19 protein-coding genes are annotated in these 14,979 nt (G+C 58.2%); 10 read left to right on the top strand and 9 right to left on the bottom strand.

Annotation, left to right across the window (positions count from 1 at the left end; genetic code table 11):
* Positions 1 to 308: 308 nt before the first annotated feature.
* Positions 309 to 1,646, bottom strand: coding sequence for a prephenate-dependent tRNA uridine(34) hydroxylase TrhP (trhP, locus tag ACZ3HH_RS23115; RefSeq protein WP_465807995.1), 1,338 nt, complete (start codon positions 1,644 to 1,646; stop codon positions 309 to 311).
* Positions 1,647 to 1,809: 163 nt separating this feature from the next.
* On the opposite strand from trhP, the gene ACZ3HH_RS23110 reads away from it, so the two are divergent.
* Positions 1,810 to 2,871 (top strand): AI-2E family transporter, encoded by a 1,062-nt coding sequence (locus ACZ3HH_RS23110; protein ID WP_465807993.1) that lies wholly within the window; start codon positions 1,810 to 1,812, stop codon positions 2,869 to 2,871.
* Here the strand turns inward: ACZ3HH_RS23110 and ACZ3HH_RS23105 are convergent.
* From ACZ3HH_RS23105 to ACZ3HH_RS23095, 3 genes are all read right to left on the bottom strand, one after another.
* Positions 2,868 to 3,050, bottom strand: coding sequence for a hypothetical protein (locus ACZ3HH_RS23105; protein ID WP_007901757.1), 183 nt, complete (start codon positions 3,048 to 3,050; stop codon positions 2,868 to 2,870). The two genes, ACZ3HH_RS23110 and ACZ3HH_RS23105, sit on opposite strands and share 4 nt — an antisense overlap.
* Before the next feature lie 100 nt (positions 3,051 to 3,150).
* The gene (locus tag ACZ3HH_RS23100) at positions 3,151 to 3,345 is read right to left on the bottom strand and encodes a hypothetical protein (RefSeq protein ID WP_007901759.1); all 195 of its coding nucleotides are present in this window, start codon (positions 3,343 to 3,345) and stop codon (positions 3,151 to 3,153) included.
* Between the two features lie 194 nt (positions 3,346 to 3,539).
* The gene (locus ACZ3HH_RS23095) at positions 3,540 to 3,914 is read right to left on the bottom strand and encodes a hypothetical protein (RefSeq protein ID WP_192342568.1); all 375 of its coding nucleotides are present in this window, start codon (positions 3,912 to 3,914) and stop codon (positions 3,540 to 3,542) included.
* A gap of 242 nt (positions 3,915 to 4,156) precedes the next feature.
* Between ACZ3HH_RS23095 and ACZ3HH_RS23090 the strand changes: the two genes are divergently transcribed.
* Both ACZ3HH_RS23090 and ACZ3HH_RS23085 read left to right on the top strand, forming a co-directional pair.
* Entirely contained in the window at positions 4,157 to 4,975 is an 819-nt protein-coding gene (locus ACZ3HH_RS23090) for a shikimate 5-dehydrogenase (RefSeq protein ID WP_465807990.1), read from the top strand.
* 209 nt (positions 4,976 to 5,184) lie between these two features.
* Positions 5,185 to 5,703, top strand: coding sequence for a cupin domain-containing protein (locus ACZ3HH_RS23085; protein ID WP_465807988.1), 519 nt, complete (start codon positions 5,185 to 5,187; stop codon positions 5,701 to 5,703).
* Between the two features lie 169 nt (positions 5,704 to 5,872).
* Here the strand turns inward: ACZ3HH_RS23085 and ACZ3HH_RS23080 are convergent, their stop codons facing one another.
* Positions 5,873 to 6,520: a YceH family protein gene (locus ACZ3HH_RS23080; protein WP_465807986.1), complete on the bottom strand. Its 648-nt coding sequence runs from the start codon at positions 6,518 to 6,520 to the stop codon at positions 5,873 to 5,875.
* 140 nt (positions 6,521 to 6,660) lie between these two features.
* On the opposite strand from ACZ3HH_RS23080, the gene ACZ3HH_RS23075 reads away from it, so the two are divergent.
* Positions 6,661 to 7,170, top strand: coding sequence for a DUF1993 domain-containing protein (locus tag ACZ3HH_RS23075; RefSeq protein WP_465807984.1), 510 nt, complete (start codon positions 6,661 to 6,663; stop codon positions 7,168 to 7,170).
* 207 nt (positions 7,171 to 7,377) lie between these two features.
* Here the strand turns inward: ACZ3HH_RS23075 and sstT are convergent, their stop codons facing one another.
* The gene (sstT, locus tag ACZ3HH_RS23070) at positions 7,378 to 8,616 is read right to left on the bottom strand and encodes a serine/threonine transporter SstT (protein WP_465807982.1); all 1,239 of its coding nucleotides are present in this window, start codon (positions 8,614 to 8,616) and stop codon (positions 7,378 to 7,380) included.
* A gap of 330 nt (positions 8,617 to 8,946) precedes the next feature.
* Here sstT and ACZ3HH_RS23065 point away from each other — a divergent pair, with 330 nt between their 5' ends.
* On the top strand, positions 8,947 to 10,101 hold the full coding sequence (locus ACZ3HH_RS23065) for an MFS transporter (protein ID WP_465807980.1): 1,155 nt from the start codon (positions 8,947 to 8,949) through the stop codon (positions 10,099 to 10,101).
* Between the two features lie 4 nt (positions 10,102 to 10,105).
* On the opposite strand, the gene nhaR is transcribed toward ACZ3HH_RS23065, so the two are convergent.
* The gene (nhaR, locus tag ACZ3HH_RS23060; RefSeq protein ID WP_465807978.1) at positions 10,106 to 11,005 is read right to left on the bottom strand and encodes a transcriptional activator NhaR; all 900 of its coding nucleotides are present in this window, start codon (positions 11,003 to 11,005) and stop codon (positions 10,106 to 10,108) included.
* Positions 11,006 to 11,170: 165 nt separating this feature from the next.
* Here nhaR and ACZ3HH_RS23055 point away from each other — a divergent pair, with 165 nt between their 5' ends.
* Together ACZ3HH_RS23055 and ACZ3HH_RS23050 are read left to right on the top strand one after the other, a co-directional pair.
* Positions 11,171 to 11,413, top strand: a complete 243-nt coding sequence (locus ACZ3HH_RS23055; RefSeq protein ID WP_465807976.1) for a hypothetical protein — start codon at positions 11,171 to 11,173, stop codon at positions 11,411 to 11,413.
* 28 nt (positions 11,414 to 11,441) lie between these two features.
* A complete protein-coding gene (locus ACZ3HH_RS23050; RefSeq protein WP_123357534.1) occupies positions 11,442 to 12,191 on the top strand; it encodes a TerC family protein in 750 nt (249 codons plus the stop codon).
* 151 nt (positions 12,192 to 12,342) lie between these two features.
* On the opposite strand, the gene ACZ3HH_RS23045 is transcribed toward ACZ3HH_RS23050, so the two are convergent.
* On the bottom strand, positions 12,343 to 12,513 hold the full coding sequence (locus ACZ3HH_RS23045) for a hypothetical protein (protein ID WP_465807974.1): 171 nt from the start codon (positions 12,511 to 12,513) through the stop codon (positions 12,343 to 12,345).
* 170 nt (positions 12,514 to 12,683) lie between these two features.
* Here ACZ3HH_RS23045 and ACZ3HH_RS23040 point away from each other — a divergent pair, with 170 nt between their 5' ends.
* The 3 genes from ACZ3HH_RS23040 (at position 12,684) to ACZ3HH_RS23030 (ending at position 13,956) form a co-directional block, all read left to right on the top strand.
* Positions 12,684 to 13,412, top strand: a complete 729-nt coding sequence (locus ACZ3HH_RS23040) for a peptidase C39 family protein (RefSeq protein ID WP_465807972.1) — start codon at positions 12,684 to 12,686, stop codon at positions 13,410 to 13,412.
* Positions 13,413 to 13,505: 93 nt separating this feature from the next.
* Entirely contained in the window at positions 13,506 to 13,724 is a 219-nt protein-coding gene (locus ACZ3HH_RS23035) for a DUF6021 family protein (RefSeq protein ID WP_465807970.1), read from the top strand.
* Between the two features lie 7 nt (positions 13,725 to 13,731).
* The gene (locus ACZ3HH_RS23030) at positions 13,732 to 13,956 is read left to right on the top strand and encodes a hypothetical protein (protein WP_465807968.1); all 225 of its coding nucleotides are present in this window, start codon (positions 13,732 to 13,734) and stop codon (positions 13,954 to 13,956) included.
* A gap of 57 nt (positions 13,957 to 14,013) precedes the next feature.
* Here ACZ3HH_RS23030 and pbpG read toward each other — a convergent pair whose 3' ends face one another.
* Positions 14,014 to 14,952, bottom strand: a complete 939-nt coding sequence (gene pbpG, locus ACZ3HH_RS23025) for a D-alanyl-D-alanine endopeptidase (protein WP_465807966.1) — start codon at positions 14,950 to 14,952, stop codon at positions 14,014 to 14,016.
* Positions 14,953 to 14,979 lie beyond the last annotated feature (27 nt).

Genomic DNA, 14,979 nt, shown 5'->3' with positions numbered 1-14,979 from the left:
ATGTGCATTCGGTCCCCACTTTGTTCACTGTTTGCTCTTGGATCGTGAACGTTCGCGACCTAAAGCCAGCTTGGTTGCGCGTCGGAACGCGCCGTCTTTCCAGACTTGGTACAAGCAGCTGTAATTGTCCTCGCGGTCAAAGAACGCGAGTCGGAATGCGCGTTGAAGTACAAGCCATGATTTACTTCGACCCTGACAAATCCCTCTGTGCTATTACCTCACTTATTTATTGCGCACTTGGGCGACAGTGTTGTGACAGTGTTTGATACGCAGGCGCCGTAGAATTGGCGCCTTGTTTTTGACGGCTTTTAACTCGCGCCCACATCCCGCATCAACAACCCAAAGCGCAAATCCACCGCATCCGGAATCGGCAAATACACCGTGTGCCCATCTCCGGGCGCCACTTCAATAGCCTCACCTTTGACGTTCTGCAGCTGATGCAAATCAAAATGGAAGTTAGCCGTGGGCGTCATCAGTTCCAGGTGATCCCCTAAACCAAAGCGATTCTTCACCCGCACCTCGGCCAACTGATCCCGACGTTCGCCGGTCAACTCGCCCACGAACTGCTGGCGCTCTGAAACCGAGCTGCCGTTTTGGTAGTTCTGGTATTCGTCATGCACATGCCGGCGTAGAAAACCTTCGGTGTAGCCACGCTGGGCCAGGGATTCCAGATCGGTCATCAAACTGCGATTAAACGCCCGGCCAGCCACCGCATCATCGATCGCGCGACGGTACACCTGGGTGGTGCGCGCGCAATAGAAGTGCGATTTGGTCCGACCTTCGATCTTCAATGAATGCACGCCCATCTGCGTCAGGCGCTCGACATGCTGGACCGCGCGCAGGTCCTTGGCGTTCATGATGTAGGTGCCGTGTTCATCCTCGAATGCCGGCATCAGTTCGTCAGGGCGATTGGCTTCTTGCAGCAGGAACACTTGATCGGTCGGCGCACCAATGCCCAGGGTCGGTTCGGGGCGGAACTGCTGAACGATTTCACCGAGCTGATTTTCGCTGGCCGGCGTCGCCGAGTATTTCCAGCGGCAGGCATTGGTGCAGCTGCCCTGATTGGCGTCGCGCTTGTTCATATAGCCTGACAACAGGCAGCGCCCGGAATAGGCCATGCACAGCGCCCCGTGGACGAACACTTCCAGCTCCATCGCCGGGACGTGCTGGCGGATTTCTGCGATCTCTTCCAGCGACAGTTCGCGGGACAGGATGATCCGGCTCAAGCCCTGTTGCTGCCAGAACTCGACGCTGGCCCAGTTCACCGTGTTGGCCTGCACTGACAAGTGGATCGGTATCTGCGGGAAGTGCCGGCGCACCAGCATGATCAGGCCCGGGTCGGACATGATCAGCGCGTCCGGTGCCATGGCGATCACCGGTTCCAGGTCTTTCAAAAACGTTTTGAGCTTGGCGTTGTGCGGGGCGATGTTCACCACCACATAGAAACGCTTGCCCTGAGCCTGGGCCTCGGCGATGCCGAGCGCGAGGTTGGCGTGATCGAATTCGTTGTTGCGCACCCGCAGGCTGTAGCGCGGCTGGCCGGCGTAAACCGCGTCGGCGCCGTAGGCGAAGGCATAACGCATGTTTTTCAGGGTGCCGGCAGGGGCGAGCAGTTCCGGGGGCGTGAGCGTTATGGCGCTGGTCATGGCAGTGTCGATCGCAAAAGCCGGCAAGGATAAGCGGCTTGCCCGCGGGGGTAATTGATCTGGATCTATGCTTGATGAAAAACGAATGGCACTCGCGCGAGCCGTGGCGGACTAAATATCAGGATGCGCAATCGGCACCCCTGCGTACTGACATGGATCGGACATGAACGAAACGAAGCTGCAAAACACATCGTTGATGGTCTTGCTGACCCTGGTGAGCATTGCCTTCGTATGGATTCTGCTGCCGCTCTATGGCGCGGTGTTCTGGGCGGTCATCCTGGGCATTCTGTTTTCGCCCTTGCAGCATAAGTTGCAACAGCGGTTCGGCTGGCCACGCAACCTGACGGCCCTGTTCACCTTGTGTCTCTGTGTGGTGATCGCGATCCTGCCGGTAATCACCATCAGTACCTTGCTGGTTCAGGAAGGTGCGGCGCTGTACAACCGAATCGAAAGCGGTGAACTGGACATCGCCGAGTATGTGTCGCAGTTCAAGCAAAGTCTGCCGCCCTATGTTCAGTACTTGCTCGATCGTTTCGGCATGGGTGAGCTGAGCGGGCTTCGGGAGAACATCATCAAGAGCACGATGCAAGGCAGCCAGTTTGTCGCGACCAAGGCGTTCAACTTTGGTCAGGGTACGTTCGAATTCGTGGTGAGCTTTTTCGTCATGCTGTACCTGCTGTTTTTCTTCCTGCGGGACGGGTCCGAACTGGCACGTAAAGTACGTGCGGCGATACCGCTGGAAGACAACCAGAAACGTCGTTTGCAACTGAAGTTCAATCGAGTGGTGCGGGCCACGGTGAAGGGCAATGTGGTGGTGGCGATCACGCAAGGGGCATTGGGTGGTTTTATTTTCTGGTTTCTGGACATCCCGAGCGTGCTGCTCTGGGCGGTGTTGATGGCGTTTCTGTCGCTGTTGCCGGCGGTGGGGGCGGGTATCGTCTGGATACCGGTGGCGGCGTATTTCCTGTTCAGCGGCGCGATCTGGCAGGCCTCGGTGCTGACCTTGTTCGGGGTGTTCGTGATCGGCCTGGTGGACAACGTCCTGCGACCGATCCTGGTGGGCAAGGACACCAAAATGCCGGACTACTTGATCCTCATCTCGACCCTGGGCGGCCTGGCGCTTTTTGGCCTGAACGGTTTTGTCATCGGGCCGCTGATCGCGGCGTTGTTCGTGTCGAGCTGGGCGATTTTCATCGATTCCAAGCCAAAGGTTCAGTTGCCTTAAGCGCTGAGCTGGCCTGAGTCGATACGTTGCGACAAGGCTTGGGCGGCGGGAAGCGAGGTGAGCGGGCCGCTGATCGGTTCGCCGTCCTGCACCAGATACCAACAGGCAAGTAATCCTCGCGCTCTGAGTTGTGCGGGAACGGCGCTGCCGATAACTGACATGATCTGAACCTGAGCCATAAGTACCTCCATTAATCTATGGAGCTACCTTACGGATCGGACGCTTGAACGGACAATCAACGCTTTCGATAGTCGTCATTGATGCCAATGAGTTCTGCGGTCAATCCACCACTAGATCGAGCATATGCACCACTTCCTGCTCATTGAGCAGGCCTTTGCGCACCAGGTTTTCTGCCAGCAGCGAGAGGAATTTTGCGCTGCGATGGCCTTCCAGGTGTTTGAGTTCGGTCAGTGCGTTGTACACCTTGCCGGAAGTGCACAAGCCGACAATGCGATGCGGGTTTTGTGTGGGCATGAAGGTCGTCCTTGTTTTTATCAACCTGTTGTTTATGGACAGATCCAAGCTTGCGGATCGGACATGACATAAATATGACCAACTTTACCTACCGGTACTGTCCCGACAGCGACCTTGACGAGATTTATTCAGACTTCGTCCTGCCAGTGGTCACAAAAAAGGCCCCGCTTCTAAAGCGGGGCCTGATGAGCGTGTTACCAGCGGTCACCACGATAATAACCATGGGGAGGGCCGTAATAGCCACGCGGTGGACCATACCCGCGTGGCGGACCGTAATAGATCGGGGCCGGGCGGTAGTACATCGGCTGTTGGACGTAGACCGGCGCCGGTTGGTAATAAACAGGCGGTGGCTGCACGTACACCGGTTGTGGCTGCACGTAAACCGGTTGCTCTACATACACTGGCCGGTCACGGCCGATAATTGCTGAGCCGATGATTGCCGAGCCGACGATCGCACCAAACACAGCCGGACCTTCCCAGCCGCCATGACCATGACCACCTGCTTCTGCCTGCCCTGCGATAGCAAGAGCACCGATCAGCAAGGCTACTGTGGGGATTTTACGGATCATGATAAGTCCTCGGTTCTTCGACCCGGCGCTCGCGTCTGCAATAGACACAAGTTGTCGCGGGGATACTTCTAAGACAGTGTTTTTTTGAAAATCAGCACAGCCATTGGGTAAATTTTGTGTAAGGTCTGTACCGGTTTCTTTACGGTACTGTGTGCCAAGTTCAGACAGACCTTTACGATCGACCACAATCCAGTGGAATGGTTAATCCCGTCCATCCGAAAGTGCTATTGAAGGAGATTCGAATGCAGATGAACCCCAACAGAGACACTCAGCTGTGCATGTCACTCTCGGGGCGCCCCGGCAATTTCGGCCTGCGGTTTCATAACCATCTGTACGAACAACTGGGCCTGAATTTCTACTACAAAGCCTTCAGCAGCCAGGACTTGCCGGGCGCCGTTGGCGGCATCCGCGCCTTGGGAATCCGGGGTTGCGGGGTGTCGATGCCGTTCAAGGAAGCATGCATCGCGCTGGTCGATGAGCTGGATGCATCGGCTGAGGCTATTCAATCGATCAACACTATCGTCAACACCAATGGTCACCTCAAGGCCTACAACACCGATTACATCGCCATCGCCCAGTTGCTTGAAACCCATCAGGTTCCCAAGGATTCGACCTTTGCCTTGCGCGGCAGCGGCGGCATGGCCAAGGCTGTGGCCAGTGCCTTGCGCGATGGCGGCTACAAAAACGGCTTGATCGTGGCCCGTAACGAGCGTGCCGGGCGTGCTTTGGCTGAATCGTTGGGTTACTCATGGCTGGCGGAGCTGGGTGGTCAGCGCCCGCAGATGCTGATCAATGTCACGCCCATCGGCATGACCGGCGGGCCGGAAGCCGATCAATTGGCGTTCGAGCCTGACGCTATCACTGCGGCCGAAACTGTCTTCGATGTAGTCGCGATCCCCTCGGAAACACCACTGATCGTGCGCGGTCGTGCCGAAGGCAAGCGGGTGATCACCGGGCTGGAAGTGATTGCGATCCAGGCACTGGAACAGTTCGTGTTGTACACCGGCGTGCGGCCTACCGATGAGCAATTCCAGAAAGCCGTGGCGTTTGCCCGGGGCTGATCATCCCGATTTTTTATTGAATGTACCGGCCCCTTCGCGGGCAAGCCCGCTCCCACAGGTTCAGCGCTGACCTTGTGGGAGCGGGCTTGCCCGCGATTGTCGCGACTCGGTCTTCAGCCTGCCTCGATTATTTGCCCGCGAATATCCCCGCCTATACTGGCCGCCAGCAGGCGAAGACTTGCTCTCCAGCCACCGTGACCGAGGTTCTCATGCATCCCGCCATTCTCAACCTGGATCAGGCCGAACTCTTACCGCCGCCCGAAGGTTTTGCTCCCACCGGAGACGCTGCCAGCCGTTATAAGCAACGCTTTGCCCGCATCGGCCAGCAACTGGGCGCGCAAAAGCTGGGTTATCGGTTGTATGCCCTGGAGCCGGGCATGCGTGGCAGTCCGTTTCATAGCCATCGAGTCAATGAAGAGATGTTCTATATCGTGGCCGGGGAAGGGGAAGTTCGCCTTGGCGCCGAACGCTTTCCGATCCGCGCCGGTGACGTGATCGCTTGCCCGGCGGGCGGTCCTGAAGCCGCGCACCAGATCATCAATACCAGCAACGGCGAATTGCGCTATCTGGCGGTCAGTAGCCAGCAATCACCGGATATTTGTGAATACCCGGATTCCGGAAAATACGTGGTGATGGACGACTTCAAGGTCGATGCCCAGGGCAATGCTTCGGGCTTCGTCGCCGTCGCCAGGCAAGCCGATGGGGTGGATTATTGGGACGGTGAGTAGCAACTTGGAGTTGAACGCGGACCCTGTGGCGAGGGGGCTTGCTCCCGTTCGGCTGCGAAGCAGGCGCAAGGCAGGCAAACCCGGTGAGCCTGGCGTAATGCGTTGACAGGTTTGGGGCCGCTTCGCGACCCAGCGGGAGCAAGCTCCCTCGCCACAAGGACCTCAGTGATTATTCGAGGCGTGCCAGGCGCTCTTCCAGCGCCGCAATCCGCGCTTCAAGCTCTTCGATTCGCTCCACCGACACACCGCCACTGGCGCTACGTTCCGCGGGGTTCTGCCGGGCAGCCAGGATCGCTTCGATATCCGCCGGATCGCCCAGCGCATGCATGTAACGGTCTTCGCGCTGGCCGGCCTGACGCGGGATCAACAGCGCCAGACCTCTGGCGATCAAGCGCTCCAGTTGATGCACCACCTGTTCGGCATCTTCGAAGTCGTGCATGCGGCCACTGCGGGTCAGCAGTTCGTTGACCGTCTGCGGGCCGCGCAGGAACAACAACCCCGTCAGAATCACCTGCGCCGGCACCAGTTCCAGCGCCTTGTCGACCCGATGCTCCCAGCGGTCGGCACGGCTGCCCATCACCAGTCTGGTAAAACCGCGCCCTTCCAGTACGCGCAAGCTCTGGCCGACCTGGCCCTGACTGAGGTTCATCACCGGTTCGCGGCTGGTTTTCTGGTTGCAGGCAATCACCAGCGCATTGAGCGTCAGCGGATAGGTTTCCGGGCTGGTGGCCTGTTTCTCGATCAACGAGCCCAGAATGCGAATTTCCGTGCTGTTAAGCCGCGGTTCGTCGGAGGTCGTTTCTTGCTCAGTGCTCATCGCGCTTTTCCCTATGCAGTCGAAGCATGCAGTCGAAGCCGCCTAGCCTAATCCTTGCAGGATAAAAGACAAGCCGCAGGGCGGTCGGGCATGGCTATAATCGCTCCACGTTTTTACTCCTGTCACCACACGAGACCATCATGACTATTTCCCTGTACGCCGCCTCCGTTCCGGTTTTCCAGCAAATGCTCAATGCCCTGAGCAACAACCTGAGCAAGGCCGAAGCCCACGCTAGCGCGAAAAACATTGATCCAAACGCGTTCCTGCAAGCCCGTCTGTACCCGGACATGTTCCCGCTGATACGTCAGGTGCAGATCGCCGTTGATTTCGCCAAAGGCGTTTCGGCGCGTCTGGCTGAAGTCGAACTGCCGAAATATGACGACACCGAAACCACCTTCGCCGAACTGCAAGCGCTGATCGCCAAGGTCCTGGCCTTCATCGGCGAGATCAAACCCGAGCAGATCGACGGCAAGGAAGGCATCGAGATCGTTACCCGTCCAGGCACGCCTAAAGAGAAACGCTTCACTGGCCAGGCTTATCTGCTGAGCTACGGTTTGCCGCAGTTCTTCTTCCACGTGACCACCGCTTACGCACTGCTGCGTCACAACGGCGTGGAAGTGGGCAAGCGCGATTACATGGGCGCGTTCTAAACACCCAGGTACAAAAAAGCCCGCCAAGGTGTAAGCCTTGGCGGGCTTTTTCGTTTTGCCTCTGTAGGAGCCAGACTTGCTGGCGAAACCTGTGGGAGCGAGCTTGCTCGCGATGACGGTCTTACATTCAGCATTAATGTTGGCTGACCCTCCGCTATCGCGAGCAAGCTCGCTCCCACAGGTTTCGCGGCAAGCCTGGCTCCTACATTACGCCAGGCGGATTTTCTGGGCTTTCAGTTCCTCACCCTGGCACGCCGCCGCAGTGAACAGCACGTCGGTGGAGGAGTTCAGCGCGGTTTCCGCCGAGTCCTGCAACACACCGATGATGAAGCCGACCGCCACCACCTGCATGGCGATTTCGCTCGGGATGCCGAACAGGCTGCACGCCAGCGGAATCAGCAACAGCGAACCGCCGGCCACGCCCGAGGCGCCACAGGCACAGATTGCCGCGACGATGCTGAGCAGGATGGCCGTCGGAATATCCACGGCGATGCCCAGGGTGTGCACGGCAGCCAGGGTCAGCACGGTGATTGTGATCGCGGCGCCGGCCATGTTGATGGTGGCGCCGAGCGGGATCGACACCGAATAGGTATCTTCGTGCAGGCCCAGACGCTTGCTCAGCTCCAGGTTCACCGGAATGTTCGCAGCCGAGCTGCGGGTGAAGAAGGCAGTGATACCGCTCTCGCGCAGGCAGGTGAATACCAGCGGATACGGGTTGCGACGCAGCTTCCAGAACACGATGGCCGGGTTCATCACCAGCGCCACGAACAGCATGCAGCCCAGCAACACGGCCAGCAAATGCATGTAACCGATCAAGGCACCGAAACCGGAGGTGGCGAGGGTCGAAGCCACCAGGCCGAAGATCCCCAGCGGCGCAAAGCGAATCACCAAACGCACGATCAAGGTCACGCCATTGGACAGATCGCCCAGTACTTCGCGCGTCGTCTCGCCGGCATGGCGAATCGCGATGCCCATGCCGATGGCCCAAGCGAGAATGCCGATGAAGTTAGCGTTCATCAACGCGCTAACCGGGTTGTCGACCACGCTGAGCAGCAGACTCTGCAGCACTTCGCTGATACCGCCCGGTGCGGTCACCGCGACGTCCTGGGTAGCCAGCACCAGGCTCGACGGAAACAGCGTACTGGCGACCACCGCCACCACGGCTGCCGCAAACGTGCCCAGCAGGTACAGAAACAGAATCGGCCGGATATGGGTTTCCTGGCCGTGCTTGTGGTTGGCAATCGAGGCCATGACCAGCACGAACACCAGAATCGGCGCGACAGCCTTGAGCGCCGACACGAACACTTTGCCAATGAAGGCGGTGGACTTGGCCAGCTCAGGCGCGAACAGCGCCAAGGCAATCCCGGCGATCAGGCCGATGATGATTTGCGTGACCAGGCTACTGCGTTTCAGGCGTTGCAAGAGAGAAGGGGATGAAGCGGTCATAACGGCATCTCTGATTTTATTAGGGTGCAGGGTTCTGCTCATGCAGCAAAAAGCCGGGCAGGCCACATGGAGGGAACCGAAGGGTCGCTACATCAATGCCAATGAATGGCCGATGAGCAAAGTGTAAGTACCGCGGGCCGCGGACTTTATCACAGCGTAGCCGTGATCCTTCAGACCTGTGACGATCTGCCACCCGATTGCTAAACGCGATTTGCAGGTTCGTGCAACCTCGTCCGGAAGCACTCTGTTAAGCTTCGCCATCCTCATTTTCAAGTTCTGCCAGTGAGCCTTCGGGCTGTCGCTGGTGTCGTTGTTTTCCTGGAGTTCTGCATGCTGTTGCCCATTCTTCTGTTGTCCGCCGCCGGTTTTACGGTGCTGACCACGGAATTCATCATCGTCGGCCTGTTGCCGGCAATCGCCCGTGATCTGGACGTCAGCATCCCTCAAGCGGGTTTGCTGGTGACCCTGTTCGCCTTTACCGTGGCCGCTTTCGGGCCGTTTCTGACCGCATACTTTGCAAGGTTTGAACGGCGCAAACTGTTCATCAGCGTGCTGATCATGTTCGGCCTGGCCAACACGCTGGCGGCGCTGGCGCCGAACATCGGGGTGATGGCCATTGCGCGATTGATTCCGGCGCTGGGGTTGCCGGTGTTCTGGGCGTTGGCCAGTGAAACCGCAGTGGACATCGTCGGGCCGGACTATGCCGGGCGGGCCATCTCCAAGATCGGTTTCGGCATTGTCTGCGCCACGGTGTTCGGTATTCCGGTGGGTACGCTGATTTCCGATGCGTTCGGCTGGCGCAGTGCCTTCGGCATTCTGGCGGTGATCGCGTTTGCCAAGGCGTTGCTGCTGTTTATCTACCTGCCGAAAACCAACCTGCACCAGCATCAAGTGAGCTTCCGTTCGCAGTTCAGAATCCTGCGTAGCCCGTTGATGCAGGGGCATGTGCTGTTATCGATCCTGGTGTTCAGCGGCATGTTCACCGCTTACACCTACCTGGCGGACATTCTTGAGCGACTGGCCGGTTTCAACGGCACTGTCGTCGGCTGGTGCTTGATGGGCTTCGGCGCGGTCGGCTTGATCGGCAATTCATTGGGCGGTCGCGCGGTGGATCGGCATCCGCTGATCGCTTCAGTGACGTTCTGTGCCTTCATGATCGCCGGCATGGTGGCCTTGGTGCCGAACATTCATTCGCCCCTCGGTCTGGCGGCAGCGATGGGGATTTGGGGTGTGACTCAGGCCGCGCTGTTCCTGGTCAGCCACGTGCGCCTGATGAAGGCTGCGCCTGAGGCTCCGGCCTTTGCTGCATCGCTGAACATTGCCGGGGCCAACCTCGGAATCGGTCTGGGCGCGATGGTCGGTGGGCGGGTGATCGACAGTGTTGGCCTGGGCGGCCTGGGTTTCGCAGCCGCCGGTTTTATCCTGGTCTCGATCCTGTTGGCGATGGCGCTGATGACCTTTAAACCTCGCGAAATCTGCGCCTGACATCTCACATCGCGGTGAACAGCTCGCGGCGAGCACCTTCGGTAATGGCGACAATGCCGGGGTGCTTGACCTTGCGTTCCACCGAGATGGCGTAGAACGACTCGCGCACCGCGTCGGTCTGGCCGATCAACTCCACGCCGCATTGGCGTTTCAATTCGTCGGCAATCACGCTCGGGCCGATGAATATCCCGCTGCCGGATTGGCCGAAAGCCTGCATCAAGGCGCTGTCGTCGAACTCGCCGACGATCCGTGGCTGGATCTGTTGTTCGGCAAACCAGCGTTGCAAGCGACTGCGCACCACGGTTTCCGGCCCGGGAATCAGCAGCGGCGCGCCGTGCAGGCTGCGTGGGAAGTCCTGGCCATATCGCGCCGCCAGATCAAAGGTGGCGAAGAAGCTGATGCCGCATTCGCCGAGTTTCTGGCTGTAGCCCTTGATGTCCAGATGAGAAGGCATGGGGCTGTCGGAAATCACCAGATCAAGGCGCTGAATCGCCAGGTCGGCAAGCAAGCGTTCCAGTTTGTCTTCGCGGCAGGTGATACGCAGCGGTTCGCTCAACTCCATGGTTGGCGCGATCAGGCGATAGACGATGGATTTGGGCACCACATCGGCAACGCCCACCCGAAACAGAATCTGTTGTTCATTGGGCTGTGCCCGTAGCATCAACTCAAGCTCGCCACCGAGTTGAAACATCTGCTCGGCGTAGGGCAGGGTCTGACGCCCGGCTTCGGTGAGTTCCAGCTGCCGGCCGACCCGGCGAAACAACTCGATGCCATAGGTTTGCTCGAACAGGGAAATCTGCCCGCTGATGGTCTGTGGCGTCAGGTTCAACTGCTCGCAGGCACGCACGATGCTGCCGGTCTTGGCGACCACCCAGAAGTAATGCAGCTGTCGATAATTAAGCATGTTGGTGGAAATCCCCGGCTCACATGATCTGCACGATCTGGATTCGTTAAAACCGAAGTATAACCGCTAAAAATACGAATTTTCCTGAAGTGTTTGCTTCCTTAGAATGCCTCGCTATCGACGGATCGCCTTTTCGGTTCTGTCTGTTCTATCGAGGGAAGCATCATGAAGCTTAAAACCACGGCACTGCTGATCACGTCTTTACTGGTGTTGGCCGGTTGCGACCAGGCCGAGAAAAGCGCTCAGCAATTGATGGGCAAGGCTGCCGAAACCGCCAAGCAGGCAATTGACGATACCCACAAAGCGGCCGAGCAAGCGCTCAGCGATGCCACGGGCGGTTTGATCAGCAAGAAAGAACAACCGGCCAAAGAGACGGGCAAATCCGAATCTTCGTCCCAGGAAATCTAAACCGTCTACAACGAGTCAGGACTGACCCATGGAATACCTTTTAGAACTTGCTGCAAGCCCCACTGCCTGGGTCGCCCTGGCCACGCTGGTGGTGATGGAAATCGTGCTCGGTATCGATAACCTGATCTTCATTTCGATCCTCACCAACAAGCTGCCCGAACAGCATCGCCAGAAGGCGCGGCGCATCGGTATCGGCATGGCGTTGATCCTGCGCCTGGCACTGTTGAGCACCATCGCATTCATCGTCCAGCTGACGGAGCCTGTTATCGAGATTCTCGGCCAGGCGTTCTCCTGGAAGGACATGATCCTCATCGCGGGTGGCCTGTTCCTGTTGTGGAAGGCGACCACCGAGATCCATCACAGCATGGACCCGGCGCCGGATGATCCGACGTCGGCCACCTCGACCGTGACCCTGGGCTTTGCCGCCGCGATCGGTCAGATCCTGCTGCTGGACATGGTGTTCTCCATCGACAGCATCATCACTGCTGTTGGCATGACCGAGCATTTGCCGATCATGATTATTGCGGTGGTGGTGTCGGTACTGGTGATGTTGCTGGCGGCTGACCCTCTGGCCAAGTTCATCAACGACAACCCGACGGTAGTAATGTTGGCGCTGGGCTTCCTGATCATGATCGGCATGACGCTGATCGCCGAAGGTTTTGGCGCCCACGTACCGAAAGGCTACGTCTACGCGGCCATGGCGTTCTCGGCCACGATTGAAGGCTTGAACATGCTGTCGCGTCGGGCCAGGCAGAAGCGCATCGCCGCTGAAGCTTAACCTTCGTTAAACGAAACGGCCGCCTGAATTCGAAAGAGTCCAGGCGGCCAATGCCAACCGGTTCAGGCGCGGAGCCTGTGGGAGCGGGCTTAGCTCACGGGTATTAGTTCAGGCGATCGTTTTTTTTGTTTGGGCGACTAACCAGCGTCAGTCAGTGCGCGGTGGCGGGGTGTGCGGTCGGCTGATCGGTTTTCGCCACAGGTGTCGATTGAGCCGAGTGGTGATGGTGTCGGCGGGTAATACGCAAAACGCCCCACAGCATGGCGGCGGCCACGGCCAGCCAGCCGAAAATCAACATTACGATTGTCATTGTCAGGCTCATCAGTGCCTCCTCTTGCCCTGCATCGGGCACATACTCTTCCTTGGTAAATGACAGTCTAGCCGCTGCAGTATTTCAGGCTATTGACCAAAGGTCGCCTGTCACCAACCAGTTCGCTCTATCGAATGCAATCAACTGCCGGTTAAGGCTATACCGCTGCCGCGCGGCATCCTATGATCGACGGCCAGGCCGGGAGTGTGAATACCTGGCGTTTGAACAAGAGAGTGATGATGGTGCGGGTATTTTCTCGAATTCGGTCTTTGGTATTGATCGTTGGCTGCGTTGCCGGCCTGGCTGGCTGTGCAGGGAGCGTGGCGCCTGAGATCAAGCGTCTGCCAGAGCGGGTCGAACTCAGCGGTACGTTCTATCGTGGGCAAAGTTATCAAAGCGGGCCTCAGGTGCTGGCCAGCCTGCTGTCCCAGCAGGGCATCGTGATAACCCCGGGGTTGCTCGACAAACCTCTGCATTTGCCGGGTGCCGAAGGCCGCTTGCAGCAGAACATGCAGAACCTCGCGCGCGAGTACGGGATGGTGGTCTACCCCCTCGACAGCCAGTTGCCGGCGCTGTTGGCCCAGGTTGCTGCCGGTTATCCGGTAATGGTGCGCTTCACCGAAGGCTCGGCATTCTGGGCGGAGCCCCGGTACGCCATTCTCTCTGGTTACAATCGTCAGAAGCAGACCGTGTTGCTGCGCGCCGGGATGGATCATCGGTTACTGATGGGGTTCAGTTCCTTTGAATCAGCATTCGAGAATGCCGGTGGTTGGGCCGTATTGATCCAGAAGCCGGACCAGATTCCGGCCAACGTCGATCAGTCGCGCTGGCTGAAAGCGGCGAGCGATCTTGCCCAATCAGGTCAGGAACAGGCGGCAGCCCGGGCGAAGAAGGCGCTGACCGCGAAGTAAGTTTCCGCTCGTCATCGGCATGGCACCGCCACGCTATGCTGAAGTCTCAAGTAGAGGGCCCGGATTTTTCCGGGACCATGAACAGGAGGCGCCATGGCACATTCCAATACCCCCACCGGCCCGCACTCGTCTGAGCATTCGTCCGATAATGAGTTGGGGTTTGATCCCGACTCTCCAGACGTTGCCGACCCTCAGGTCGACCCCATCGGGCCTGCCAAGGCGCCCAGGGATGTAAAGCCGGGCGAGGAGGGCAAGAAGACTCCCGCGAAGCCTTACGACCCACTCGGTAATCTGAAACCCAAGTCTCAGTGAGGTGCGTATGTCTACCGACTCGAGCTTTGACGACAAACGTCCAGATCCTCCAGACAGTGTTCCAACAACCCCCGAAGAGGATCTGGATCCGGTGATGGATCCGGACAGCTCGTTAAGGGACCCCTTGGCCAGACCGACAGTGGTGCCGACGAAGCATCCGCAGGGTTGGAAAGACCCGAGTGCCGGGGATGGCATTCCGGATGACGATCAGATGCCGCTGCCCAATGATTAATCCAGGACAAAAGAAAGCCCCGAACATTCGGGGCTTTCTTTTGGAGGCGTTTCGACCTTATTTCGAGGCTTCAACCACGCCGCTTTGGCGATGCTTGAGGTTCTTTTCAGATTTGTACTGCAGCGCTACGGACGGCACGTTGGCGCTCTTGCCGGTTTCGACCCAGTTGCGAATACGGCTGGCATCGGCAAAGTGCGTGTACTTGCCGAAGGCATCGAGAATTACCAGTGCCATCGGACGATTACCCATGCTGGTGACCAGCACCAGGCAGTGACCGGCCTCGTTGGTGAAACCGGTCTTGGTCAGTTTGATGTCCCAGTTAGGCTTGTTGATCAAATGGTCGGTATTGCGGAAACCCAGGCTGTAGTTGGGTTTACGGAACGAAACGGTTTTTTCCTTGGTGGTGCTCAGCTCAGTCAATAGCGGGTACTTGTGCGCGGCGATCAGCAATTTGCTCAGGTCGCGGGCGGTGGACACATTGCGAGGGGAGAGGCCCGTCGGTTCGACAAAGTGGGTGCTGGTCATGCCCAGCGCTTTGGCTTTGGCGTTCATGGCTGCGATGAACGCGACATAACCGCCCGGATAGTGATGGGCCAGGGTCGCGGCAGCACGGTTTTCCGATGACATCAGGGCAATCAGCAGCATTTCCCGGCGCGGCAATTCGCTTTTGAGTTTGACTCGTGAGAACACGCCTTTCATTTCCGGGGTGTCGCTGATGTTGACGGAAAGGAATTCGTCCATGTTTTGCCGGGCTTCTACCACCACCAGACCAGTCATCAGTTTGCTGACGGACGCGATTGGCACGACGACGTCAGGGTTGCTGGCATAAATGACTTTGTTGGTTTGCATATCCATCAGCAAGGCACTGCCGGAAGCGATCTTCAGTTGTGAAATGTTTCGGGGCGCCTCGATGGTCTCAGCGGCGTTGACCGTTTGCGTGGTGAAAGTCCCTGTAAACGCAAAAAACAAGCTCAGGATTGAAAGACGGATTTTCACGCTGGTGGACTCATGAAGGGTGGATAT

This window comes from Pseudomonas sp. PME37.24/025 (assembly GCF_055556615.1).
Note: the sequence above shows the minus strand (reverse complement) of the source record. Positions and strands in the feature narration are given on the sequence as shown.

Coding starts and splice junctions, on each gene's coding strand:
- ACZ3HH_RS23095 (WP_192342568.1), bottom strand. CDS start 3,914: ATGATCCGTAAAATCCCCACAGTAGCCTTGCTGATCGGTGCTCTTGCT.
- ACZ3HH_RS23100 (WP_007901759.1), bottom strand. CDS start 3,345: ATGCCCACACAAAACCCGCATCGCATTGTCGGCTTGTGCACTTCCGGC.
- nhaR (WP_465807978.1), bottom strand. CDS start 11,005: ATGCTTAATTATCGACAGCTGCATTACTTCTGGGTGGTCGCCAAGACC.
- ACZ3HH_RS23055 (WP_465807976.1), top strand. CDS start 11,171: ATGAAGCTTAAAACCACGGCACTGCTGATCACGTCTTTACTGGTGTTG.
- ACZ3HH_RS23080 (WP_465807986.1), bottom strand. CDS start 6,520: ATGAGCACTGAGCAAGAAACGACCTCCGACGAACCGCGGCTTAACAGC.
- ACZ3HH_RS23105 (WP_007901757.1), bottom strand. CDS start 3,050: ATGGCTCAGGTTCAGATCATGTCAGTTATCGGCAGCGCCGTTCCCGCA.
- ACZ3HH_RS23035 (WP_465807970.1), top strand. CDS start 13,506: ATGGCACATTCCAATACCCCCACCGGCCCGCACTCGTCTGAGCATTCG.
- ACZ3HH_RS23045 (WP_465807974.1), bottom strand. CDS start 12,513: ATGAGCCTGACAATGACAATCGTAATGTTGATTTTCGGCTGGCTGGCC.
- ACZ3HH_RS23065 (WP_465807980.1), top strand. CDS start 8,947: ATGCTGTTGCCCATTCTTCTGTTGTCCGCCGCCGGTTTTACGGTGCTG.
- ACZ3HH_RS23075 (WP_465807984.1), top strand. CDS start 6,661: ATGACTATTTCCCTGTACGCCGCCTCCGTTCCGGTTTTCCAGCAAATG.
- sstT (WP_465807982.1), bottom strand. CDS start 8,616: ATGACCGCTTCATCCCCTTCTCTCTTGCAACGCCTGAAACGCAGTAGC.
- ACZ3HH_RS23050 (WP_123357534.1), top strand. CDS start 11,442: ATGGAATACCTTTTAGAACTTGCTGCAAGCCCCACTGCCTGGGTCGCC.
- ACZ3HH_RS23040 (WP_465807972.1), top strand. CDS start 12,684: ATGATCGACGGCCAGGCCGGGAGTGTGAATACCTGGCGTTTGAACAAG.
- trhP (WP_465807995.1), bottom strand. CDS start 1,646: ATGACCAGCGCCATAACGCTCACGCCCCCGGAACTGCTCGCCCCTGCC.
- ACZ3HH_RS23085 (WP_465807988.1), top strand. CDS start 5,185: ATGCATCCCGCCATTCTCAACCTGGATCAGGCCGAACTCTTACCGCCG.
- ACZ3HH_RS23030 (WP_465807968.1), top strand. CDS start 13,732: ATGTCTACCGACTCGAGCTTTGACGACAAACGTCCAGATCCTCCAGAC.
- ACZ3HH_RS23090 (WP_465807990.1), top strand. CDS start 4,157: ATGCAGATGAACCCCAACAGAGACACTCAGCTGTGCATGTCACTCTCG.
- ACZ3HH_RS23110 (WP_465807993.1), top strand. CDS start 1,810: ATGAACGAAACGAAGCTGCAAAACACATCGTTGATGGTCTTGCTGACC.